The sequence below is a fragment of the Kitasatospora sp. NPDC088134 genome (genome assembly GCF_044741705.1).
GTDB lineage: Bacteria > Actinomycetota > Actinomycetes > Streptomycetales > Streptomycetaceae > Kitasatospora.
In genome coordinates this window covers 352,998-375,486 of the sequence record NZ_JBIUTD010000005.1, presented here as the reverse complement: position 1 = coordinate 375,486, position 22,489 = coordinate 352,998, and the positions used below count along the sequence as shown (strand labels likewise).

Here is a 22,489-nt window from a genome sequence, read left to right as displayed (position 1 = left end):
CCCCGGACGTCACGGAGTCGTAAGGCCGTGGCGGAGGGCCCCGGCACCGCCGCTCCCTAGGGTGGCGGCATGACCACACTTCCGGTTCGGCCGTCCGCCCACCTGCCCCTCGCCCCGCTTGCCGAGTTGGGGGTGATCGGTGGTTCGGGTCTGTACGCGTTGCTGCACGAGGTGACGGAGGTGCGGGTGGAGACGCCGTACGGTCCGCCGAGTGATGCGGTGTTCGTGGGGGAGGTGGGGGGTCGGCGGGTGGCGTTTGTGCCGAGGCACGGGCGGGGGCACCGGTTGCCGCCGCACCGGATCAACTACCGGGCGAATGTGTGGGCACTGCACGCGTTGGGGGTGCGGCAGGTGCTCGGCCCTTGCGCGGTGGGGGGTCTGCGGGCGGAGTTCGGGCCGGGGGTGCTGGTGGTGCCGGACCAGTTCGTGGACCGGACGTCGGGGCGGGTGCAGACCTTCTACGACGGGCGGGTGCTGCCGGACGGGTCGGTGCCGGAGGTGGTGCACGTCTCGATGGCGGACCCGTACTGCCCGCACGGGCGGGCCGCCGCGCTGGGGGCCGCCCGCAGCGCCGGGTGGGAGGCGGTGGACGGCGGAACCCTGGTCGTGGTCGAGGGGCCGCGGTTCTCCACCCGGGCGGAGTCGCGCTGGTTCGCGGCCAGCGGCTGGTCGGTGGTGGGCATGACCGGCCACCCGGAGGCGGTGCTGGCCCGTGAACTGGGCGTGTGCTACACCTCGCTGGCGCTGGTGACGGACCTGGACGCGGGAGTGGAGGCGGGCGAGGGCGTCACCCACGCCGAGGTGCTGGAGGTCTTCGCCCGCAACGTCGACCGGCTGCGCACCGTCCTGTTCACGGCCCTGGAGGCCCTGCCCGCCACCCGCGACTGCCCCTGCTCCCACGCCCTCGACGGTCTCGTCACCGGCCTGCCCGGCGTGCCCTCCTGACGGCCCGTGGAACGAAGTACCGGGCGGCGGCGAACAGCGCCGCCCCGGCCCCGGTGACGGCCAGGAACAGCAGCCAGTTCCGCAGGTAGGGCAGCGGCAGCAGGGTCGGGTTGCCGCCGTCGTGGCCGGCCCGCAGCACCGCCGGGCCGGCCACCGCGCCGACGGCCGCCACGACCACCAGCCAGCCGCGCAGCACCGGCCGCCGCCGCCCGGCGACCGCGCCGACCGCGCACACCAGCGGCAGCCACAGGCCGTCGTGCACGACGACCAGACCGGCGGCCCACCACAGGACCCCGAGCGGGTCGGAGATGTAACGGTCCGTCAGCAGCCCGACCAGGCCGCAGCCGATCAGGGCGAGACCGCCGGACAGCAAGGCACCGCGCAGGACCCGCACCTCAGACCACCTCGATCCGGGCGACCCACTTGGTCTGCAGCACCCCGGGCCGGTTCGGCGCGACCAGCCGCGCCGGGAAGCCGTGGTCGGGCGTCAGCGGCCGCCCGTCCAGCGCCAGCGCCAGCAGGGTGAGCGGATCGTCCGCGTGCCGGGCGGGCAGCTCGGTGACCCGGTACGGCCCGGCCGCCTCCAGCGAGGTGATCCGCACCGCCGAACCCGCGGGCACCCCGGCCCGCCGCAGCAGGTCGGCCAGCCGCACCCCCGTCCAGCGGCCGTTCGCGCTCCACCCTTCTACGCAGGCGATCGGCAGGTCCGCGGTGGTCTGCGGCAGCGCCCGCAGCCCGGCGAGGTCGATCCGGAAGCCCTTCGGACCGTCCACGGCCAGCTGCCAGTCGGCGGGCACGACCGTGGTGCCGGCCTGCGCGGCGGTCCGGTTCACCGGCAGACCGCTCCCCCCGGGAACGGAGCCGGACCCGGGGCGGCGCGGCGCGAACAGGTCCAGGGCGCGCAGCCACGGCACGGACTGCCCGGCCGTGGTCAGGGTCACCGCGCCGACAGCCGTCGCCGTCGCCGTCAGCAGCGCCCGCCGCCCGGCGAGCGGCACCGCGACGGCCCGGCGCCAGTGCGCCGCGATCACCGGCGCCTTGACGGCGAGGTGGACCAGCAGCGCGCCGACCGCCGTCCACGCCGTCCAGTAGTGGGTCTGCCGGAACGGGAACGGCCACGGGTACCACTGCAGGGTGTTCAGCAGGCCGCTGAACAGCTCCAGCAGCACCGCCGCGACCAGCAGCGCCACCGCCAGCCGCTCCAGCAGGTGCCGCACGCTCCGCGCGGGCGGCCACTCGAACAGGCGCGGGTACACCGTCCACAGCTTCGCGCCCGTCAGCGGGATCGCGGCCAGACCGGCGGCCACGTGCAGCCCCTGGGTGAACCGGTACCCGGCGACCGGCCGGGACGGCTGACGGCCCGTCAACCACCCCGGTGGGTCCTGCAACAGGTGGCTGACCAGACCGGTGGCGAAGCACACCAGCAGCGCCGCGCCCAGCCACCGGCCCAGCACCACCGCCGCCCGGGGCTCGTGGACGGCGGACCGGAACGCGCCCGGACGGAACGGGCCGCGCCGCAGCACGGCGGGCGGCTCCGGCAGCGGCCGGTCGAGGCGCCGCCGGACGGAGGAGGGGGAGTCGGATTCGGATTCCACCCCGCCATCGAAGCGTGCCCGACCGCCCGCGCGGCGGCGCGACCTGCTTACGGAATGCGAACGCCGCCGCCCCGGCTCCCGGGGTCCTCCCGGTCCTTACGGAACCCGGACGGTCCGCCCCGCACCGCCCCGGGAGCGCTGCGCCGCTGCCAGGGTGGGCCGGTGACCGCACGCCCCGCCCTGCTCTGCTCGCTGTCCCTCGCCGCCCTCGCCGGCTGCCTCGCGCTGACCTTCACCACCGGCGGCACCCTCGGCGACCGGACCCCGCTGTACGGCTGGTACGCCGCCGACGCCGCGCTGTTCGCGCTGGCGCTGCTCCTGCTGCGCCGGGTGCCGGACCGTCAGGTCGCCCGCCTGGTACTGGCCGGCGGCGTCCTGGTCGCCGCAGTCGGCCTGCTTGCCCCGCCCCGGACCAGCGACGACGCCTACCGGTACGGCTGGGACGGGAAGGTGCAGGCCGCGGGCATCTCCCCGTACGCGCACCCGCCCGAGGACCCGGCGCTGGCCCGGCTGCGCGACCCCGGTCGCTTCCCGGCCCTCCCGGCCTCCCCGACCGGCGACGGCTGCACCGGCTGGGACGAGCGCCGCACCGCCGACGGGGCCTGCACCCGGATCAACCGGCCCGCCGTGCACACGATCTACCCGCCGCTCGCGGAGGTCTGGTTCCTGCTCCAGCGCCCGTTCGGCGACAGCGTCCGGGTCGCCCAGGGCGCCGGGGCGGTCCTGGCGGTGGCCACCACCGGGACGCTGCTCGCCCTGACCGGCGGACGGCGGCGGGCCGCGCTGTGGGCCTGGTGCCCGGGCGTCGCGGTGTGGGCGGTCAACGACGCGCACGTCGACACGCTCGGCGCCCTGCTGGCGGTGACCGGCCTGGGCCTCGCGGCCCGCCGTCGCCCGGCCGCCGCCGGGGCGGCGCTCGGCGCGGCGACGGCGGTGAAACTGCTGCCCGCCCTCACCCTGCCCGGCGCCCTCTCCGGCCTGCTGGCCCGCCGCCCGACCCGGCGGGACGTCCTGCTCTGCACGGCTGCGGCCGGGGTCTTCGCCCTCTCCTACCTCCCGTACCTGGCCGCCTCCGGGACGGGCGTCCTCGGCTACCTGCCCGGCTACCTGCGCGAAGAGGGCTACCAGCAGGGCCACTTGGAGCGGTTCGGCCTCCTCCGCCTGGTCCTGCCCGACCCGGTTGCCCCCTGGGCGGCCGCGGCGCTGCTCACCGCCCTGCTCTGGCGGGTCCTGCGGCACGGCGACCCCCGGCAGCCCTGGCGGGGCGCCCTGACCCTGACCGGCACCGCCCTCCTCCTCGCCGCCCCCGCCTACCCCTGGTACGCCCTCCTGGTGGTGGCACTCGCCGCCCTGGACGGCCGCTGGGAGTGGCTGGCGGTCCCCGCCGCCGGACAGGTCCTCTACCTGGCCGGTGGCAGCGACGTGCAGCAACTCGCCTACGGGGCAGCGGCCCTGACCATCGCCGCAGTCGCGGTACGCCGGGCCCGACCACGCCGGAGCACCGGCTGAGCACCGACACCGGGGGAGGAGGGGGCAGCGCTGCCCACCGGCTCCGAGCCGACGGCCGGGCCGGTGGGCCGACGGGGTGTCAGAGGCGGTGCAGTGCGAGGAGCGAGCGACTGTACGAGCGCCAGTGCTTCACCGGCTTCGGGCCGACGGCCGTGCCGGGACCGGATCGCGGTGCAGACCGGGCCGGAGGGCCGACAGGGCGTCAGGAACGGCACTGGCTGAGGAGCGGGCAGCGAGGCTCCACCGGCTCCGGAGCGACGGCCGCGCCGTGCCGGGCCGGGATCGCGGTGCCGACCTGGCCGGTGGTCTGGCGATACGTCAGGAACGGCGCAGCGCGAGGAAGGAGCGGCCGTACGAGAGCCAGCGCTCCACCGGCTCCAGGCCGGCCGCCGCGCCGTACCGCGCCGTCGCTTCGGGCCCGCAGCGGGCCCAGCGGAACGGCGGACCCGCGCCGTCGGGGCCCGCCACCCGGACGGTCGAGACCTCGTCCACCTCCGTCGGGTCGGTCTCCACCAGCAGCAGGCCGTCCGGGGCGAGCAGCCCGGCGGTCCGGGACAGCAGGGCGGCCGGGTCGCCGCCGATCCCCAGGTTGCCGTCGGCGAGCAGCGCCCCGCCCCAGCGGCCCTCGGCGGGCAGCCGGTCGAACACCGAACGGCGCAGCGCGAGGGCGCCCAGGCCCGCGGTGCGGTCCACCGAGGCCGCGCACACGTCCACCCCGAGGGCCGGAACCCCCGCCGCCAGCAGCGCCGCCACCAGCCGACCCGGCCCGCACCCCAGGTCCAGCACCGGCGCGCCCAACCCCAGACAGCGCAGCACCAGCCCGTGGTCCGCCCCGGCGGCGGGCGCGCACCAGCGCTCCACCTCCAGCACCCACCGCGCACCGTCCGCCCGGCACAGCCACAACGGCCCCCGCCCGGCCCGCACCGCCCGCCCGAACGGATCGTCCACCCAGGGTTCGGCAACGGAACGGGTCGTGGCGGACTGCATACGGACACCTCACGTCGAAAGAAAGGGGAGCGGAAGAGGAGAGCCCCGACCGACGGCCCGTCGGCCCCACCGCCGCCGAGAACCGGTTGCCCGAGGGACACCGGTGGCCGTCAGCCGGGCTACTGGTGCGCGGGGGCGGTGCCTGCGGGGTGCAGCTTCCGCCAGTGGGCGGCGAACCGGGTGTCGGGGGCGAGGGCGGCGACGGCGGCGGCGTCGTCGGGGCCGTCCACGTCCAGCAGGGCGGGGAGGTGGCGGACCGTCAGGTTCGCGGCGGCCATGCGGTCCAGCAGGTGGCGGCCGGTGGTGGCGGTCGACATCGGGACGCCGTGCAGCAGCCGGGCCGCGAGCGCGGCGTCCGGACGGGCCAGGCCCAGGGCCCAGAAGCCGCCGTCCTCGGCGGGGCCGAACCAGGCGTCGGCGCCCGCCCGGGCGGTGGCCGAGAGCGGGGCGGCGAGGGCGGCCGGGTCCAGCTGGGGGGTGTCCATGCCGACCAGCAGGGCCGGGGCGGCGGGGGCGAGCCGGGCGGCGTGGGCGAAGGCGGCGGCGAGCCGGCGGTCCAGGCCGCCCGCGCACTGCGGCAGCACCTCCCAGCCTGGCGGCAGCCACCGGCCGGGGGCGCCGTCCAGCACCAGCAGGCGCCGACCCGCCGGGACGGTGGCGAGCGCCGCCAGGGTGTCGGCGAGGGCGGCCTCGGCCAGTCCGGCGGCCTGCTCCGGGGTGAACGCCGGGGTCAGCCTGGTCTTCACCCGGCCCGGCACCGGCGCCTTGGCCAGCACCAGCAGGGTCGGCGGCGCGGCCGCCAGCACCCGCCGCATGTCGCGCACCGCCTGCCGGGTGCCGCGGACCGTCCCCGTCACCTTCGAACGGCCCGCCCGCGGCCGGTAGTCGACCGGCGTCTCGGCGATCCGCAGCCCCGCGGCCGAGGCCGCGAGCACCATCTCCAGCGGGTAGCCGGAACGCCGGTCGCCCAGGCCCAGCGCCAGCAGCCGCTCCCGGCGCGCCGCCCGCATCGGCCCCAGGTCGTGCAGCGGCGCGCCCGTCACCGCGCGCAGCCGCCGGGCCAGCACCAGGTTGGCCAGCCGGGCGTGCGGCGGCCACGCCCCGAACGAGACCGGCCGCCGCCTCCCCAGCACCAGATCGGCGTCGCCCGCCACCACCGGGCCGACCACCCGGGGCAGCTGCGCCGGGTCCAGCGAACCGTCGCAGTCCAGGAAGCAGACCAGTTCGGCGTCGGCGGCCAGCAGCCCCGCGTGGCAGGCCGCGCCGAACCCCCGGCGCGGCTCCGCGACCACCGTCGCCCCCAGCGCCGCGGCCAGCTCCGCCGAGCCGTCCCGCGAACCGTTGTCGACCACGATCGCCCGCCAGCCGGCCGGCACCCGGCCCAGCACCCAGGGCAGCGCCCGCACCTCGTCGAGGCAGGGCAGCACCACGTCCACCGAGGACGGGAGAGGAGACGGGAGAGGAGAAGGAGTCACGGCCGCCACGCTAGCCACGCCCCCGCCCGCCACGGCGGTACGGCACCCTTACGGAAGTCCTACGCCACCGGGGCGCGCCCGGAACGCACCGGACCCGGAGCCGTACCCGGAGGCGGGACCGGATCTTACGGAACCCGAACGCGCCCCCGCCCCGGGGCCGCGCACCGGCGCGGACTCGTATCCTCGGGCGGGTGAACCAGAGCGCCGCCCCCGCCGAACCCCCGGAGCCCGCCCGCATCCTGGTCGTCGACGACGACCCGACCGTCGGCGAGGTGGTGGCCGGCTACCTCGCCCGGGCCGGCCACCTGGTCGACCGCGCCGAGGACGGCCGCCACGGCCTCGAACTGGCCGAACGCCACCGGCCCGACCTGGTCGTCCTCGACCTGATGCTGCCCGGGCTCGACGGCCTGGAGGTGCTGCGCCGCCTGCGGGCCCGGCCCGACCGGCCCGACCTGCCGGTGGTGCTGCTCACCGCCAAGGGCGACGAGGCCGACCGCATCCTGGGCCTGGAACTCGGCGCGGACGACTACGTCACCAAGCCGTTCAGCCCGCGCGAACTCGTCCTGCGGATCCGGTCGATCCTGCGCCGGGCCGGCGCCGCCGCCCCCGGCCCGGCGGCCGAACCCCTGCGCTCCGGCGACCTCGCGCTCGACCCCCGGGCCCGCCGGGCCCACCGCGCCGGGCGCGAACTGGCGCTCACCAGCCGGGAGTTCGAACTCCTCGCGTTCTTCCTCCGGCACCCGGCGACGGTGTTCTCCCGGCACGAGTTGATGCAGCGGGTCTGGGGCTGGGACTTCGGCGACCTGTCGACCGTCACCGTCCACGTCCGGCGGCTGCGCGAGAAGATCGAGGACGACCCCGGCGCGCCCGCCCTGATCAGCACCGTCTGGGGCGTCGGCTACCGCTACGACCCCGCCGGCACCCCGATCGACCGGGATCCGGCTGCCGACGCCCCGGCCACCGACGCCCCGGCTACCGCCCCGGCAGGGGGAACCCGGTGAAGGACCTGCTGCTGATCGCCCTGTTCGCCGCGCTCGGCGCGGGCGGCGCCGGACTGCTCGGCCTCGCCGCGCTGCGGCTGCTGCGCCGCCGCTCGCTGGCGCTCACGCTGTTCGCGGTCGCCGTGGTCAGCGTCCTCGCCGTCACCTCGGGGACCTTGGCGGTCGCCCGGGCGATGTTCCTGTCCCACCACGACCTCGGCGTGGTGATAACCGTACTGGCGATGGCCTCGGTGGTCGCGCTGCTCACCGCCGCCCTGCTGGGCCGCCAGGTCACCGCCGGCGGGCGGGCGCTGGCCGCGGCCGCGCGGACGGTGGGCGACGACGGCGGCTTCGCCCCGCCGGACCGGCCGCTCGGGCGGGAGCTGGCCACGGTCAGCGCCGAACTCGCCGCCACCAGCGCCCGGCTCGCCGAGTCCCGGGACCGCGAGCGGGCCCTCGACGCCTCCCGGCGCGAGCTGGTCGCCTGGATCTCGCACGACCTGCGGACCCCGCTGGCCGGGCTGCGGGCGATGGCCGAGGCGCTGGAGGACGGCGTCGCCGAGCAGCCCGAACGCTACCTGGCCCGGATCCGGACCGAGGTCGAGCGGCTCACCGGCATGGTCGACGACCTGTTCGAACTCTCCCGGCTCCAGTCGGGGGCACTCTCGCTGACCCTCTCCCGGGTCTCGCTGCACGACCTGGTCGACGACGCGCTGGCCGGCGCGCTGCCACTGGCCCGGCAGCGCGGGGTGAGCCTCCAGGGGCGCGAGGTGCACGCCGGGCCGGTGGAGGCCGACGCCCGGGAGATCACCCGGGCGATCGGCAACCTGCTGGTCAACGCGATCCGGGCGACCCCGCCGGACGGCGTGGTCGCGGTCTCGGCGCGCCGGGAGGCCGACGGCGTGGTGCTGGCCGTCACCGACGGCTGCGGCGGCATCCCCGAACCGGACCTGCCCCGGGTCTTCGAGACCGGCTGGCGCGGCACCGCCGCCCGCACCCCCCGCCCCGCCGCCCCGGGCAGCCCCGACAGCGGCGCGGGCCTGGGCCTGGCCATCGTCCGCGGCATCGTCGAGGCCCACGCGGGCCGGGCCGGGGTGCGCAACGTCGACGGCGGCTGCTGCTTCGAGATCACCCTCCCGGCCGCCCGCCACGCCTGAGCCCCCGCACCCGCCCCGCGACGCCCCCCGACGGCCCGTCAGGCGCGGACGGCCCGTCAGGCGCGCTGCGGGGCGCGGGCGAACTCGGCCACGCCGGCCGCGAACGGGACCCGCGGGCGCCAGCCGAGCTCGCTGCGCAGGCGGGTGGAGTCGGCCGTCACGTGGCGGACGTCGCCCAGCCGGTACTGGCCCGTCACCACCGGGGCCGGTCCGCCGAGCTCCGCCGCCAGCGCCCGGGCCAGCGCGCCGACGGTGCGGACCTCGCCGCTGCCCACGTTGTACGCCCGGGCGCTGCCCGCCGGCCGGTCGGCGAGGGCCGCCAGCGCCGCCGTGTTCGCCGCGGCCACGTCCCGGACGTGCACGAAGTCGCGCCGCTGGTCGCCGTCCTCGAACACCCGGGGCGCCTCGCCGCGGGCCAGCGCCGAGCGGAACAGCGCGGCCACGCCCGCGTAGGGGGTGTCGCGCGGCATCCCGGGCCCGTACACGTTGTGGTAACGGAGCGTCAGGACCCGGCCGCCGCAGGCCCGGGCCCAGGCGGAGGCCAGGTGCTCCTGGGCGAGCTTGCTGGCCGCGTACACGTTGCGCGGGTCGGCGGGGGCGTCCTCCGCGACCAGGCCGGGCAGCAGCGGTTCGCCGCACACCGGGCAGGGCGGCTCGAACCGCCCGGCGTCCAGGTCGGCGGCCCGGCGCGGCCCGGGCGCGACCGGCCCGTGCGCCCCGCACCGGTAGGCGCCCTCCCCGTACACCACCATCGACCCGGCCAGCACCAGGTCACGCACCCCGCGCCGGGCCATCGCGGCCAGCAGCACCGCCGTCCCCAGGTCGTTGCACCCGGCGTAGGCGGGCGCGTCGTCCAGGTCGACGCCGAGCCCGACCATCGCGGCCTGGTGGCAGACCGCCGTCACCCCGTCCAGGGCCGCCTCCACCGCCGCCGCGTCCCGCACGTCGCCGTGCCGGAACTCCGCGCCCGCGGGCACCGCCGCCGGCCGCCCTGAGGGGTGCACCGCCGGCAGCAGCGCGTCCAGCACCCGCACCTCGTGGCCGTCCGCGAGCAGCGCGCCGACCACCGCGGAGCCGATGAAACCGGCCCCGCCCGTCACCAGGATTCCCATACCGGGGACGCTACCGACGCCCGCCCCGCGGCCGGGCCCGCCGGGCGGTGACGTCACGGACGGGTAAGAACCCCGGGGCGGTCGCGGGGCGTTCAGACCAGGGCGGTGACCAGCAGGGCGAAGGCGGCGACGATCACGGCGACCCGGACGTAGTGGTAGCTGTCCCACCGGGCCTGCTGCTCCCGCCAGTCGGCGGGCCGGTTCTCGGGCGTCCAGGTCTTGCTGCGGTTGTTGATCGGCACCAGCAGCAGGACCGACAGCAGCACGCTCAGGACCAGCAGCGCGGCCGCCAGCACGACCGGCCCCGTCCCGGCGCGGTGCCGACCGGCGACGGCCCAGGCGCCGGCGAGGACGACCGAGCCGATGTACCAGAACGGCATCAGGGCGCCGAGCATCCGGCCGCCGTGGGCCCGGCCGAGCACCAGGCTCTCGTCGGGGAGCGCGCCGAGGATGCGGTTGACGATGAAGGCGACGCAGAACTCCACCCCCACCAGCAGGCCGACGAGCACGGTGGTGACCACCTGGAGTGTGCTGAGCACGGGAACCCCTCCCAAAGGAACTAGCGGCGCTAGAAGATGATGCAACGGTAGACCTGCCACCGTTCCATTGTCTAGCGCTGCTAGCAAAAATCCCGGGGCCTCAGTCGAGCGGCGGGGCGTAGCCGCGGGCGACGATCCGCTCCGCGCCCTCCGCGTAGTAGCCCGGGTCGGCGGGCAGCTCGGTGTCCAGGCAGGTGACGTACCGGTTGTAGAGGCAGAACGCGGCCGCGATCAGCACCGTGTCGTGGATCTGCTCGTCGTCCGCCCCGGCCGCCCGGGCCTCCGCCACCAGCTCGGCCGGCAGCGCCCGGACCGGGCCCCGGACGGCGGCGGCGATCCGCAGCAGGGCCCGCAGCCGCGGCGTGACGGGGGCGCCGTCGAGATCCGCCAGCACCGCCTTCACCAGCTCCGCCCCGCCCTCCAACTGGGCCGCGGCGAAGGCGCTGTGCGAACCCGAGCAGAACTCCGTCCCGTTCAGCTCGGAGGTGTACGCCGCGATCAGCTCGCGCTCGCCCCGGCTCAGCGCCAGCGAGCGCGGACTGTGCAGCAGCGTCTCGGCGAGCCGGTTCAACGGGGCGGCGGTGTCGGGGCGCTGGGTCAGCAGACCACTGATGCCCGGGAGGCCGTTGGTGAGGGTGATGTGAGGCATGGCTGTCTCTCCGCGAGGTCGGCCGGACGGAACGGACGGCCCATGCTGGAGCCCGGACCGCCCACCCGCCTACTCCCGGATTGCCCTCTTCTTCCACCCGCCACCCGCCGTTCCCGGTGCGTCGACCGACGGCACGTCAACTCCCGGGCGCGAGATCGCCGTTCAGGTGGTCGACGGCGACGTGGCAGTGCAGCCGCACGCCCGTGGCCAGGGCCGCGTCCTCCAGGTAGAACTTCGGGTTGTGGTTCGGGACGAACCCGCGCCCGCCGGGCGTCGGCACCGGCTGTCCCTCCCCGTCCAGGGTGCCGTCCTGGGCGCCGAGCATCACGTACACGCCGCCGAACTCGTTGACGAACTCCGAGACGTCGTCGTACCCGAGGGTCGGCGCCGACTCGAACAGCCGGTCGCCGACCACCCGTCGGAAGGTCGGCAGCGCCGCGTCCACCCACTCCTTGCGGTTGTGGACGGCCGGGACGTCCTGCAGGTAGGACACCTCGGCGGTGCAGCCGTACGCGGCGGCGGTCTGCTCGGCCAGCGTGGTCAGCCGCTTCTGCACCTCGCCCATGTCCTCCTCCACCGCGCACCGGACGGTGCCCCACAGGGTGACCGTCCCCGGCACGATGTTGAACCGGCCGACGTCCTCGACGTGGCCGATCGTCACGGTGATCGGGTCGAACGCCGAGATCTGCCGGTACAGCTGGCCGACGCCCACCATGATCGCGCCCGCCGCGGGCACCGGGTCCACGCCCAGCCACGGCGTGGAGCCGTGCACCTGCTCGCCCGACAGCACGATCCTGATCAGGCAGGAGGCGCCGAACTGGTTGCCGACCCGGTAGCCGACGTACCCCGTCGGTAACGGGCCCAGGTGCATGCCGAACGCCATCGTCGGCCGCGGATCCTCGCAGGCGCCCTCCGCCAGCATCTCCTTGGCGCCCGACTTCTCGTCCACCGGTGCGCCCTCCTCGGCCGGCTGGAAGACGAACAGCACCGTGCCCGGCAGGTCCTCGCGCACCCCCGCCAGCACAATCGCCGCGCCCAGCAGCATCGCGGTGTGCCCGTCGTGGCCGCAGGCGTGCGCGACCGGGAACGGGCCGCCCGGGTAGTCCTGGTCCACCACCGTCGAGGCGAACGGCTCGCCGCTGTCCTCCTTGACCGGCAGCGCGTCGATGTCCGCCCGCAGCGCCACCACCCGCTCCCCGGGCCTCCCGCCGCGCAGCACGCCCACCACGCCGTGCCCCGAGATGCCGGTGCGCACCTCGTCCAGCCCCAACGACGTCAAGTGGTCCGCGATCAGCTCGGCCGTCGCCGCCTCCCGGTTGGACAGCTCCGGATGCTGGTGGAGGTGGTGCCGCCAGGCGATCACCTGCGACTCGACCGCCGCGCTCCGCTCGTCGATCTCCTGATGAATGCCGTCGTCCGTCATCGTCCCGCTTCCTGCTGGGGCCGGCCTGCTCACTGCTGCGAACGCTGGGCAACGACCCGCGACCGCACGCCCCGGGCTGCGTCCCCCGGGTGACGGACGGTCAGTGCCCCCTTGGGCCCCTACCGTTCGGCGGCGTCCGAGAACAGGGCGCCGGCGCGGCCGGTCCGGGCGCTGGCCGGGGCCGCCGAGGTGGTGCCGACCGTGCTGGCCCGCACCACCAGTTCGGGCCGCACCGTCAGGTGGGAGACCGGTGTCCCCGGCGCGTCGATCAGCCGCAGCAGCAGGCCGATCCCGTCCCGGCCGACGGCCGCGAAGTCCTGCCGGACGGTGGTCAGCGGCGGGGTGAAGTACGCGCCCTCGGGGAGGTCGTCGAAGCCCGCGACCGCCACGTCCCCGGGCATCCGCAGGCCCGCCTCGTGCAGCGCCCGGACCAGGCCCAGCGCCATGTGGTCGTTGGCGGCGAACACCGCGGTGGGCCGCGGCCCGGACCCGGAGCGGAACGCCGCCGCGATCCGCTGCCCGGCGGCGTGGCCGGAGGCGGGGCTCCAGTCCCCGGGCAGGTGCGGGGGCACCGGCAGGCCGGCCGCCTCCAGCGCGGCCCGCCAGCCCTGCAGCCGCCCCTCCGCCTCGATCCACTCGACCGGGCCCGCCACGTGCCAGACGCAGGTGCGGCCCAGCGACAGCAGGTGCTCGGTGACCGCCCTCGCCCCGGCGAACTGGTCCACCGCCACGCCCGGCAGGTCGAGGTCGTGCCCGCCCTCCACCGTCACGATCGGGAACGGCCGGGGCAGCCGGGCCAGCGCCGCCACGGTGTGCCGGTGCGGCGTCATCACCACCGCCCCGTCCACGCCCCAACCGCCCAGCCGCTCCAGGGCCTTGCGCAGGGCGTGCTCGGTCAGCTCCTCCAGCCCGACCGAGGCCACCAGGTAGTCCTGCTGCCGGGCCGCGCGCTCCAGGGCTGCCAGGATGCTGGCCGGCCCGAACAGCGTGGTGTTGGCCGCGACCACGCCGATCGTCCGGCTGCGCCGGGTGACCAGGGTGCGGGCCGCCGAGTTCGGCCGGTAGCCCAGTTCGGCGATGGCCCGCAGCACCCGCTCCCTGGTCGCCTCGCGCACGTTGGGGTGGTCGCTGAGGACCCGGGAGACCGTCTGGTGGGACACGCCCGCGACCTGGGCGACGTCCGCCATCGTCGGTGGGCGCCGGTCCGCAGTCTCTTCCATGCTTCTCCCGTTCCTCCGCCCCCGGCCCCGACCGGACGCCTTCCCGTCCGCCCACCCTAGAGGGTCCGGATACCGCGCCGGTATGACGCCGCTGCCGCACCGGGAGGAAGGGCCGGGCGGCGGGTCAACCCCAGGGACGCGCGGCAGTTCAACCCTCCGGGGGTCGAGCCGCCCCGGCGGCCCCGGCTAGTTTTTCTCCCGTCCGCGCAGTCCTCGGAACCTGGAGATGTCATGAACATGACTCGCCGTGTCACCGTCACCGCCGTCACCGTCGCCCTCGCCCTGGCCGGCACCGCCGCCGCGGTCGGGCCCGCCGCCGCCACCGGAGGCCACGGGGCCTTCGCCGCCCAGGCCCGGTCCGCCGGCCTCTCCCCGGCCCAGGCCCGCACCCTGCAGGCCCAGGTCGACGCCGAGATCGCCGCCGAGGGCGGCGTCCAGACCGCCGCCAACCAGGTCACCCTGGCGAGCGGCACCGAGGTGCTGCTCCCGCTGCCCGGCGAGAGCACCGCCCGCGACCTCGGCGCCCCCGCACCCCGGACCGCCACCTCGCTCGCCGCGCCCTCCTCCTGCGGCAGCTACACCTTCTGCGCGTACAGCGGCGAGAACTTCACCGGTACCGTCAAGCGGCAGAAGCTGTGCAGCGAGCCCATGAGCATCCCCTGGGTCGGGAACGGCTCCTGGAGCAACAACCAGTCCTCCGGCACCCGGGCCCGGATGTACAACGGCAGCACCCTGATCTACACCACCCCCGGCGCGTACTCCGAGGACCGCAGCGGCTCCTGGACCTCCGTCTCCAAGGTCGACGCCTGCTGAGCCCTCCCGCGCTCCCGGTCCGCCCCGCCCCGATGGTGGGGCGGGGCGGCCCGGGTGGCCCGGTCGGCCCGACGAAATGACGGATGATCAGAAAAGTATGTCTAATTTCATTCCGTCCCGTACTGAACATTCCCTCTCGTTATGATCGGGCTCCCAGGGAGCACCCCGATCGGCGAGAGGTCTGTCGATGAATTCCTGCCCGCCCCCGGAGGGTCCGGGGGTGGTGCCTCCGCAGCGTTTCAGCGACGTGCGCTGCGCCGTGCACCTGTACCTGTTCGTCGAGACGGACGCCGGCTTCACGATCCCGGTCGCGGCCAGGCTCCGCTACGACCTGCGCACGCCGTACGCGGTCTACCTGGACAGCCACGTCGACCAGGAGCGGCCGGTGACCTGGATGTTCGGCCGGGACCTGCTGATCCGGGGCGTCGAGGGCTTCGCCGGGGAGGGCGACGTGGCGGTCTGGCCGGTGCGGCCCACCGGCCGGGTCGGCGAGCGGGTGTACCTCTCCCTGCAGGCGCACGGCACTTCGGTGCTGCTGTGGGCCGGCGCGGAGGAGGTCCGCGACTTCCTCCGGCTGGCCGCCTGCGTCGCGCTGCCCGGCCTGGAGCGCGAGCACTACGACATGGACGCGCTGATCGACCGGCTGATCGACCCGCCCCCGCCGGAGGACGGCCCGTGGTGACCGGACGGCCCGGCAGCGGGGCGGGGTCCCCCGGGGCGGGCGGCGGCAACGGTATGATCACGGCACGTGACCAGACGGTCACCCTCGCGCCCAGGCCACCCGAAAGCGTCAGCCCTGCCGTGAAGAGCGTTGAAGACCGCCGAGTCCGGCGTACCCGCAGTGCCCTGAGCGCCGCCCTGGTGGAACTGGTGCTGGAGAAGGGCTTCCACGCGGTGACGGTCGAGCAGATCACCGAGCGCGCGGACGTCGGCCGCGCGACCTTCTACGCCCACTACCGGGACAAGGAGGACCTGCTGCTCGGCGTGGTGCGCGAACTCGCCCTGGACCGGCTGCCGGTGGCGCCGGGCGAGACCGCCGACCAGGACGGCCCGTCCGGCCTGCCGCTGCTCCGCCTGTTCCAGCACGCCGAGCGGCAGCGGGCCGCGTTCCAGGTCATCCTGCGCGGCGAGGGCGACGGACGGGCCCTGCGGGCCTTCGCCGACCTGCTCGGCGGGGCGGCCGAGGCCGTGCTGCGGCAGCGCTCCGGGGCGGCCGGCGGCGAACCGCGGGTCCCGCCGGACCTCGCGGCCCGGGCCTGGACGGGCGAGGTGATCGGCGTGCTGGCCTGGTGGATCGAGGGCGGCAGCGCGTACAGCGCCGTCGAGGTGGCCCGCTACCTGGGGGAGTGCTCCGCGTTCGGCCGCCGCTGGGCGGGCGGCGGCGCGCAGGTCGTACCCGAGCAGTCCTCCCCCCGGGTCCCGGGCGGGACGTGACGCACCGTCAGGCCCGGACGGCGGGTCCCGGGCGCCAGCTCCGCGGCGTGCGCCAACGCGTCCCGGCGGAACCGCTCGCGCAACGCCTCGGGCACCGGCACGCCCGCCGGCGGCACGAAGCGCGCGCCGCGCACGTCCGGGACGTGTCGTTGCCGTGCCCGTCCCGGACCAGGGGCACGGTCGTGCCGTCGAGCCGCAGCCTGCTCCGGGAGCGGAAGGCGCCGTAGCGGTAGTGGACCACCCCGCTGCCGCCGTACCGCCGGTCGGAGAGCACGTACGGGCCGGCCTCGCCCGCCGGCTCGCCCGCCAGCCGGTCCATCAGCCGCCGCGCAGAACTTGCCGGCCTGCGCCCGGGAGGCGTGCTTGTGGTGGGCCTGCTCGAAGAACAGCCGGTTCGCCAGGTGCTTGAAGGCCAGGCCCTGCTCGAAGCAGACCCGCGCCACCGTGTCGGGCGTCGGCCGCAGCCGCGCCGGGGCGGTCGAGACATGCACCTTCCAGCCCTGCTCGGCCAGCACCGCCCCGGCAGGCAGCCAGTGCCGCCGGACGCCCTCGGTGCTGCTCCGTCAGCCCGCCGGCACCGCGCCGGGCCGGTACACCTCGCCCCCCTCGGCGGCCCGGTGCAGCGGGGCGTAGAACCCCGGGTCCGCCGCCAACAGCCGGAAGTCGAGCACGCCACCTCCCGTGGGCGGTGCACCCGGGTTCCGCCTCCCGGGGCACGGACGACGGCAGGGGGAGCCCGGGGGCGCCTTGTACCCCCCTGTTCCGAGGGGTTTGGGACACCGCCGGGGCGGGTGGGACGGGAGTGGCCGGGGCAGGAGGTGACGGCCCGTCGGAAGGACTTCCGCGGAACTTTCGCGGGCGCGGCAACCTTTCCGCGCGCGGCGGCAACCAGGAACCGGACGCCCCGGGTTCGCGGGCCCGGCACGCCCGCCCGACGGGCCCGGAACGGGCCTCCGGGCCCCCTGCACCCGCGTACCGGTGAGGAACCGACGAGACGTGAGCAAGCGAGCGATACGCCCCAGGCGTGGCAGGATCGCGGCCCTGGGCGGCGCCGCCGCCGTACTGGCCGCCGCGGCGGCGGGCGGCCTGTGGGCGTCCGCGGACGCGGCCGGCCCGGCTCTGGGCGCGGGCGACTACACCCTGGCGGCCGCGCCCGGCCTGTGCCTGGACGCGCCGGACGGCGCGGACGAGGACACCCAACTCGCCCAGCGGGACTGCGACCCCGGCGGCGCCTCCCGCTGGCGGCTGACCCCGGTGGCCGGGGGCCTGCGGCTGGTGGCCGCCGGCACCGGCCGCTGCGTCGGCGTCCGGGACGCCCGCACCGGCGCGGGCGCGGCCGTCGAGGAGCAGGTCTGCGCGGACACCGCCGCGCAGACCTGGACGGTGCGGGCCGTCGACGGCGGCCACCGGGTCGTCAACGCGAACAGCGGGAAGTGCCTGACCGTCAAGGACGGCTCCACGGCGGCCGGCGCGCCCGTCCAGCAGAACTCCTGCGACGGGGCGCCCGGCAAGCGCTGGACCCTCACCGCCCTCGCCGCGACCCCGGCCCCGACCGCGACTCCGACCGTCGGCGCGACCCCGACCGCCACCCCGGCTCCCGGCGCGACGGCCACCGCGACGGCCCCGGCCGCGGCGATCCCCGGCTGGCCGAAGCCCGTCGGCGCGGACGTGCCGGTCACCGCCACCCGGAAGGTCGGTGGGGTCTTCGACGGCGGCGGCCGCCGCTTCGTCGGCAAGGGCGCGCTCGGCACCGGCGGCCAGTCCGAGGACCAGCCCGCGATGTTCGAACTCGCCGACGGCGCCGTCCTGCAGAACGTGATCCTGGGCGACCCGGCCGCCGACGGCGTGCACTGCGCGGGCAGCTGCACCCTGCGCAACGTCTGGTGGGAGAACGTCGGCGAGGACGCCGCCACCTTCAAGGGCACTTCCGCGAACCAGGTGATGACCGTCGACGGCGGCGGGGCGCGCGGCGCCGCCGACAAGGTGTTCCAGCACAACGGGCCCGGCACCTTCGTGATCAGGAACTTCCGGGTCGAGGACTTCGGCAAGCTCTACCGCTCCTGCGGCAACTGCAAGACCCAGTACCCCCGCCACGTGGTGATCGACAACGTCCTGGCCACCGCGCCCGGCAAGAAGATCGTCGGCATCAACGCCAACCTCGGCGACACCGCCACCATCACCCGCCTCACCGTCGTCGGGGACAGCGCCCACCGGATCACGGTCTGCCAGCGCTACACCGGCGTCACCAGCGGCGAGCCCAAGGAGTCCGGCGACGGCCCCGACGGCCGGAACTGCCGCTACACCGCGGCCGACGTCACCTACCGCCCGTAGGGCAGCGACCGCCCGCACCCGGCTCCGGTCAGTGGGTGCGGGCGGAGCCGCGACGGCGGTCGGCGTCGGCGCGATGGGCGCCGGCGGGGCGGGGGAGGGGATCGGGGCGGCCGAGGCGGAGGGCCGCACCAGCGGCGCGGTGGCCAGGTCGTCGGCCGCGTCGTTCCCGCCCGTCAACAGGTGGGCCAGACGGGCCGGTTCGGCATGGTGCCGTTCGAAGAACGCATGGAACTCCGCGGCGTCCCGGTCGGCGGTCATCCCCCCCGCCCCGGCCTCTCGACTCTGCGCCCGGCACCGGCACCCGGCCGGTTGTTAGCGCTCTCAGTGCTCGGCGGTAGGGAGCGCAGCAGTCCGATCCGGCCCGGCCCCCACCCCCGCCCGCCCGCCCGCCGGACGGTGCGCCCCGTCGGATGCCCGGAGGGCGATCGTCCGTTTCGGCGCCGGACACCCCGGAAGGACGCCCCTCGGGCGGACGCCGACGCGGGCGGTCCGCAGGGTCCGCGCCACTCCGGTCCGATTTCCACCTGGTCGTACGAGTGTGGGACGGTGCCCCGGAGCGATCACGACGGGGGACGACGATGCAGCAGCTGTCCGGAGGTCCGGCCGGGGGCGCGGGGTGGAGACTGCCCGGCTACCTGCACGAGGGCGAGCTGGGCGAGGGCGCGGCGGGCCGGGTGGTGCGCGCCCGGCGGGAGCGGACCGGCGAGCGGGTCGCCATCAAGTACCTCACCGGCGGCGCCGCGAGCGAGGGGGAGCGGCTGCGGACCGAGGCCCGGGTGCTCGGCGCCCTGGACTCGCCCCACGTGGTCGAGCTGTACGAGTACGTCGAGCACCCGGGCGGCGCGGCCCTGGTGATGGAGCTGGTGCCCGGCGTCAGCCTGCGCGAGCTGCTCCGCGCCGAGGGCCCGACCGGGCCCGAGGCCGCGCTGAGCGTCCTGAAGGGCTCGCTGCTCGGCCTGGCCGCCGCGCACGAGGCCGGGGTCGTCCACCGCGACTACAAGCCGGGCAACGTGCTGGTGACCTCCGACGGCACCTCCAAGCTGGTCGACTTCGGCATCGCCCTGCCCAGCGGCGGCAGCGGCGGGATCGCCGGCACGCCCGCCTACATGGCCCCGGAGCAGTGGGCGGGCGCGCCCGCCTCGCCGACCACCGACGTGTACGCCGCGACGGCCACCTTCTTCGAGTGCCTGACGGGCGAGCCGCCCTACGACCGGCCCACCGTGATCGAGGCCGCCCTCGCGCACACCGAGGCCGAGGTCCCGGCCGGGCGGGTCCCGGAGCCGGTGCGGGCCCTGGTCCGCTCGGGCCTGGCCAAGCGCCCCGCGGACCGGCCCGCCGACGCGGCCGCCCTGCTGGCGGAGCTGGAGGAGGCCGCGGTGGCGGCCTACGGCGAGGAGTGGGAGGAGCACGGCCGGCGCCGGCTCGCCCTGCTGGCCGGGCTGCTGGCGGTGGCCGCGCTGGGCGGCGGCGGGAGCGCCGCGGGCGGGGCGACCTCGGTGGCCACCACCCGGCTGCTCGGGCCGGAGGACCCCCGGGGGCCGGGGTCGCGCACCGGCGGACGGCACGGCCGGACGGCGGCGGTCGGCGCTGCGGGCCTGGCCGTGCTGGCCCTGGTCGGGATGCTGCTCACCGACGGCCGGGGGACGGCCACCGGGCCGGGCGGGGGACCGGAGGCCGCCGCGGCGGCCTCCGACGGGGTCGCCGGCGCGCCGGACCCCGGGGCGGGCGGCGGCTCCGCGGCGCCGACGGGCCGCCCGGCGGCGACCGGGACGTCCCGGCCGGGGCCGTCCGCCGCGTCCACCGCGTCCACCGCACCGTCCGCGACGCCCCCGGCCGGTCCGGGGCCGGTCCCGTCGGCGACCGGCGGCCCGTCCGGCCCGGCCCCGTCCGGCCCGCCGCAGCCCTCCGCCTCCCGCGCGGCCTCGCACGTGCTGTCGCTGGCCCTCACCCGGACGCGCTGCGAGGGCGCCGCCGCCGCGCGCGTCGAGGGCACCGTGACCACCGACGGCCTCGGCGCCGGGACACTCCTGGTCACCTGGACCGACGAGACCGGCCGCCTGGTCGCCACCGAACCGGTCACCCTCCCGGCGGGCGGCGTCCTGGTGCCGTTCACCTCGGCCCGCCAGCCGTTCGGCCCGGCCCGGACGCTGACCGCCCGGGTCACCGCCGACCCGCCGTCCCTGCTCGGCACCGACACCACCTCGACCGTCGACTCCGCCACCTGCGCCGCCCACTGAGCACCCCGGCCCCGGCCGGATACCGCCGAACGGGGTGCCCCCGCGTGTCCCGCCGGTGCCGGTCGGGCGGCCGGTGCCAGGGTGGGGGGTCCGTGCCAGGGCGAGCGTGGAGGTGGGCCGGTGCCGGGGGTTCCGCTGTTGTCCCTGCGCGGGATCACCAAGTACCACGGCGCGATCGGGGCGCTCGACGCGGTCGACCTGCGGGTCGAGCGCGGCCAGGTGGTCGGCCTGGTCGGCGACAGCGGCGCCGGCAAGAGCACCCTGGTCGAGGTGGTCTCCGGGGCCGGCCCGGCCGACGCGGGCACCGTCGAGTGGCAGGGCCGCCCGGTCCTGCTGCGCCGCCCCGCCGACGCCCAGCGGCTCGGCATCGCCACCGTCTACCAGGACCAGTCGCTGGTCGACCGGCTCGACACCGTCGCCAACCTGTACCTCGGCCGCGAGCTGCGCCGGTTCGGGACGCTGCGCGAGATCGAGATGGAGAAACGTTCCCGCGCCCTGCTGGAACGGCTCGCCATCGGCCTCCCCGACCTGCGGGTCCCGGTCGGCGCGCTCACCCTCGGCCAGCGCCAGACCATCGCCATCGCCCGGGCCCTGCTCGCCGACCCCGAGCTGGTCGTCCTGGACGAGCCGACCGCCGCGCTCACCGTCGACCAGACCGCCCGCGTCCTCGACCTGATCCGCCGGCTGCGCGACCAGGGCCACGGCGTCCTGGTGGTCAGCCACAACCTGGACGACGTGCAGGCCGTCGCCGACCGGGTCGCGGTGCTCCGGCTCGGCCGCAACAACGGCCTGTTCGAGGCCCGTTACACCAGCCAGGAGCAGCTGGCCGCCGCGATCGGCGGCGGCCACCCGCTCGCCGTGACCCTCCAGCGCAGCCTGCTGCCGCGCGACCTGCCCGCGCACGAGGCCGTCGAGGCCGCCCACCGCTACCTGCCCGCGCACGCCGGCGTCGGCGGCGACTGGTACGACGTGATCCCGCTCTCCGGCGCCCGGATCGCCCTGGTGGTCGGCGACGTGGTCGGCCACGGCCTGCACGCCGCCGCCACCATGGGCCGGCTGCGCACCGCCGTGCGCAACCTCGCCATGCTCGACCTGCCGCCCGACGAACTGCTCACCCACCTCGACGAGGTGGTCGGCCAGATCGACGAGGAGGAGTCGGCCGGCGGCCGGGAGGGCGCGATCATCGGCGCCACCTGCCTGTACGCGGTCTACGACCCGGTGTCCTGCCGCTGCCAGCTGGCCCGGGCCGGGCACCTGCCGCTCGTCCTGGTCGGCCCCGACGGCTCGGTCGGCATCCCCGACACTCCGGCCGGGCCGCCGCTCGGCCTGCGCGGACTGCCCTTCACCACCGTCGAGCTCGACATCCCCGAGGGCAGCCGGCTGGTCCTCTACACCGACGGCCTGGTGGAGTCCCGCACCGAGGACATCGACACCGGCCTGGACCGGCTGCGCGCCGCCCTGGCCCGCTCCGGCCCCACCCCCGAGCAGACCTGCCGCACCGTCATGGACGCGATGCTCCCCACCGATTCGGCCGACGACGTCGCCCTGCTGGTGGCCCGCACCCGGGCGCTGCCCGCCGACCGGATCGCCGAGTGGAACGTCCCGGTCGACCCCGCGGCCGTCGCCGCCGCCCGCGCCGCCGCCGCCACCCACCTGCGCCGCTGGGGCCTGGCCGACCTGGTGCCGGGCACCGAGCTGATCCTCAGCGAGCTGGTCACCAACGCGATCCGCTACGGCAGCGGCCCGATCGGGGTGCGGCTGCTGCACGCCCGGACGCTGATCTGCGAGGTCTCCGACACCAGCAGCACCTCGCCCCGGGTCCGGCTGGCCGCCGCCACCGACGAGGGCGGGCGCGGCCTCTTCCTGGTCGGCCTGGTCGCCCAGCGCTGGGGGACCAGGTACACCCCGGAGGGCAAGGTCATCTGGGCCGAGCAGAAACTGCCCTGACGCCGTTTCAGCGGTTCGGGGGCCCGTCCGCCACCCGCTCGGAGCAGTCCCGATCGTGGTGATCGCCGAGGGTTCGCAGACTCGGTGACGGGGGTGCAACCCGCGGGGGCGGAATCCAAAGGAAGAGAGCGACTCC

18 protein-coding genes and 3 pseudogenes are annotated in these 22,489 nt (G+C 76.7%); 11 read left to right on the top strand and 10 right to left on the bottom strand.

What is annotated here, in order from left to right; genetic code table 11:
* Positions 1-69 precede the first annotated feature (69 nt).
* Positions 70-945, top strand: coding sequence for an S-methyl-5'-thioadenosine phosphorylase (locus ACIOHG_RS11635; protein ID WP_400948422.1), 876 nt, complete (start codon positions 70-72; stop codon positions 943-945).
* Here the strand turns inward: ACIOHG_RS11635 and ACIOHG_RS11630 are convergent.
* Positions 917-1,339 carry a hypothetical protein gene (locus ACIOHG_RS11630; RefSeq protein WP_400948420.1) on the bottom strand — a complete coding sequence of 141 codons (423 nt, stop codon included), beginning with the start codon at positions 1,337-1,339 and terminating at the stop codon, positions 917-919. The genes ACIOHG_RS11635 and ACIOHG_RS11630 overlap by 29 nt on opposite strands.
* Before the next feature lies 1 nt (position 1,340).
* Entirely contained in the window at positions 1,341-2,468 is a 1,128-nt protein-coding gene (locus tag ACIOHG_RS11625) for a molybdopterin-dependent oxidoreductase (protein ID WP_400948512.1), read from the bottom strand.
* Positions 2,469-2,702: 234 nt separating this feature from the next.
* Here ACIOHG_RS11625 and ACIOHG_RS11620 point away from each other — a divergent pair, with 234 nt between their 5' ends.
* Positions 2,703-4,049 carry a glycosyltransferase 87 family protein gene (locus ACIOHG_RS11620; protein ID WP_400948417.1) on the top strand — a complete coding sequence of 449 codons (1,347 nt, stop codon included), beginning with the start codon at positions 2,703-2,705 and terminating at the stop codon, positions 4,047-4,049.
* 318 nt (positions 4,050-4,367) lie between these two features.
* On the opposite strand, the gene ACIOHG_RS11615 is transcribed toward ACIOHG_RS11620, so the two are convergent.
* The 3 genes and pseudogenes from ACIOHG_RS11615 to ACIOHG_RS11605 all read right to left on the bottom strand — a co-directional run.
* Positions 4,368-5,036, bottom strand: a complete 669-nt coding sequence (locus tag ACIOHG_RS11615) for a class I SAM-dependent methyltransferase (RefSeq protein ID WP_400948414.1) — start codon at positions 5,034-5,036, stop codon at positions 4,368-4,370.
* Positions 5,037-5,155: 119 nt separating this feature from the next.
* A complete protein-coding gene (locus tag ACIOHG_RS11610; protein WP_400948509.1) occupies positions 5,156-5,620 on the bottom strand; it encodes a DUF2064 domain-containing protein in 465 nt (154 codons plus the stop codon).
* Between the two features lie 150 nt (positions 5,621-5,770).
* Positions 5,771-6,520: pseudogene (locus tag ACIOHG_RS11605) on the bottom strand (glycosyltransferase family 2 protein); the annotation flags it as partial.
* Positions 6,521-6,702: 182 nt separating this feature from the next.
* Between ACIOHG_RS11605 and ACIOHG_RS11600 the strand changes: the two are divergent.
* A complete protein-coding gene (locus ACIOHG_RS11600) occupies positions 6,703-7,512 on the top strand; it encodes a response regulator transcription factor (protein WP_400948412.1) in 810 nt (269 codons plus the stop codon).
* Positions 7,509-8,648, top strand: a complete 1,140-nt coding sequence (locus ACIOHG_RS11595; protein WP_400948409.1) for a sensor histidine kinase — start codon at positions 7,509-7,511, stop codon at positions 8,646-8,648. Before ACIOHG_RS11600 ends, ACIOHG_RS11595 begins: the two co-directional genes overlap by 4 nt.
* 56 nt (positions 8,649-8,704) lie before the next feature.
* Here the strand turns inward: ACIOHG_RS11595 and ACIOHG_RS11590 are convergent, their stop codons facing one another.
* The 5 genes from ACIOHG_RS11590 to ACIOHG_RS11570 all read right to left on the bottom strand — a co-directional run bounded on the left by ACIOHG_RS11590 (position 8,705) and on the right by ACIOHG_RS11570 (position 13,591).
* Positions 8,705-9,760 carry an NAD-dependent epimerase/dehydratase family protein gene (locus tag ACIOHG_RS11590; RefSeq protein WP_400948406.1) on the bottom strand — a complete coding sequence of 352 codons (1,056 nt, stop codon included), beginning with the start codon at positions 9,758-9,760 and terminating at the stop codon, positions 8,705-8,707.
* A 92-nt stretch (positions 9,761-9,852) separates the two neighbouring features.
* Complete coding sequence (locus ACIOHG_RS11585; RefSeq protein ID WP_400948404.1) at positions 9,853-10,299, bottom strand: anthrone oxygenase family protein; 447 nt, start codon at positions 10,297-10,299, stop codon at positions 9,853-9,855.
* Positions 10,300-10,399: 100 nt separating this feature from the next.
* Entirely contained in the window at positions 10,400-10,948 is a 549-nt protein-coding gene (locus ACIOHG_RS11580; RefSeq protein ID WP_400948401.1) for a carboxymuconolactone decarboxylase family protein, read from the bottom strand.
* A gap of 136 nt (positions 10,949-11,084) precedes the next feature.
* Positions 11,085-12,371, bottom strand: coding sequence for a M20 family metallopeptidase (locus ACIOHG_RS11575; RefSeq protein WP_400948398.1), 1,287 nt, complete (start codon positions 12,369-12,371; stop codon positions 11,085-11,087).
* Positions 12,372-12,490: 119 nt separating this feature from the next.
* Positions 12,491-13,591 (bottom strand): LacI family DNA-binding transcriptional regulator, encoded by a 1,101-nt coding sequence (locus ACIOHG_RS11570; RefSeq protein WP_400948395.1) that lies wholly within the window; start codon positions 13,589-13,591, stop codon positions 12,491-12,493.
* Between the two features lie 237 nt (positions 13,592-13,828).
* On the opposite strand from ACIOHG_RS11570, the gene ACIOHG_RS11565 reads away from it, so the two are divergent.
* The 7 genes and pseudogenes from ACIOHG_RS11565 to ACIOHG_RS11535 all read left to right on the top strand — a co-directional run.
* A complete protein-coding gene (locus ACIOHG_RS11565) occupies positions 13,829-14,404 on the top strand; it encodes a hypothetical protein (protein ID WP_400948392.1) in 576 nt (191 codons plus the stop codon).
* Between the two features lie 220 nt (positions 14,405-14,624).
* Positions 14,625-15,086 carry an SsgA family sporulation/cell division regulator gene (locus tag ACIOHG_RS11560; RefSeq protein ID WP_400948390.1) on the top strand — a complete coding sequence of 154 codons (462 nt, stop codon included), beginning with the start codon at positions 14,625-14,627 and terminating at the stop codon, positions 15,084-15,086.
* Positions 15,087-15,205: 119 nt separating this feature from the next.
* Positions 15,206-15,838 carry a TetR/AcrR family transcriptional regulator gene (locus tag ACIOHG_RS11555; protein ID WP_400948387.1) on the top strand — a complete coding sequence of 211 codons (633 nt, stop codon included), beginning with the start codon at positions 15,206-15,208 and terminating at the stop codon, positions 15,836-15,838.
* A gap of 996 nt (positions 15,839-16,834) precedes the next feature.
* Entirely contained in the window at positions 16,835-18,169 is a 1,335-nt protein-coding gene (locus ACIOHG_RS11550) for a pectate lyase (RefSeq protein WP_400948384.1), read from the top strand.
* A gap of 578 nt (positions 18,170-18,747) precedes the next feature.
* Positions 18,748-20,406 (top strand): serine/threonine-protein kinase, encoded by a 1,659-nt coding sequence (locus ACIOHG_RS11545; RefSeq protein ID WP_400948381.1) that lies wholly within the window; start codon positions 18,748-18,750, stop codon positions 20,404-20,406.
* An 81-nt stretch (positions 20,407-20,487) separates the two neighbouring features.
* Positions 20,488-21,030 (top strand): annotated as a pseudogene (locus ACIOHG_RS11540) (ATP-binding cassette domain-containing protein); the annotation flags it as partial.
* Positions 21,031-21,252: 222 nt separating this feature from the next.
* Positions 21,253-22,353, top strand: a pseudogene (locus ACIOHG_RS11535) (SpoIIE family protein phosphatase); the annotation flags it as partial.
* Positions 22,354-22,489 lie beyond the last annotated feature (136 nt).

Excerpts from the sequence above, each read along its gene's own strand:
- ACIOHG_RS11580 (WP_400948401.1), bottom strand. The coding sequence starts at position 10,948 with ATGCCTCACATCACCCTCACCAACGGCCTCCCGGGCATCAGTGGTCTG.
- ACIOHG_RS11590 (WP_400948406.1), bottom strand. The coding sequence starts at position 9,760 with ATGGGAATCCTGGTGACGGGCGGGGCCGGTTTCATCGGCTCCGCGGTG.
- ACIOHG_RS11635 (WP_400948422.1), top strand. The coding sequence starts at position 70 with ATGACCACACTTCCGGTTCGGCCGTCCGCCCACCTGCCCCTCGCCCCG.
- ACIOHG_RS11545 (WP_400948381.1), top strand. The coding sequence starts at position 18,748 with ATGCAGCAGCTGTCCGGAGGTCCGGCCGGGGGCGCGGGGTGGAGACTG.
- ACIOHG_RS11565 (WP_400948392.1), top strand. The coding sequence starts at position 13,829 with ATGACTCGCCGTGTCACCGTCACCGCCGTCACCGTCGCCCTCGCCCTG.
- ACIOHG_RS11615 (WP_400948414.1), bottom strand. The coding sequence starts at position 5,036 with ATGCAGTCCGCCACGACCCGTTCCGTTGCCGAACCCTGGGTGGACGAT.
- ACIOHG_RS11575 (WP_400948398.1), bottom strand. The coding sequence starts at position 12,371 with ATGACGGACGACGGCATTCATCAGGAGATCGACGAGCGGAGCGCGGCG.
- ACIOHG_RS11570 (WP_400948395.1), bottom strand. The coding sequence starts at position 13,591 with ATGGAAGAGACTGCGGACCGGCGCCCACCGACGATGGCGGACGTCGCC.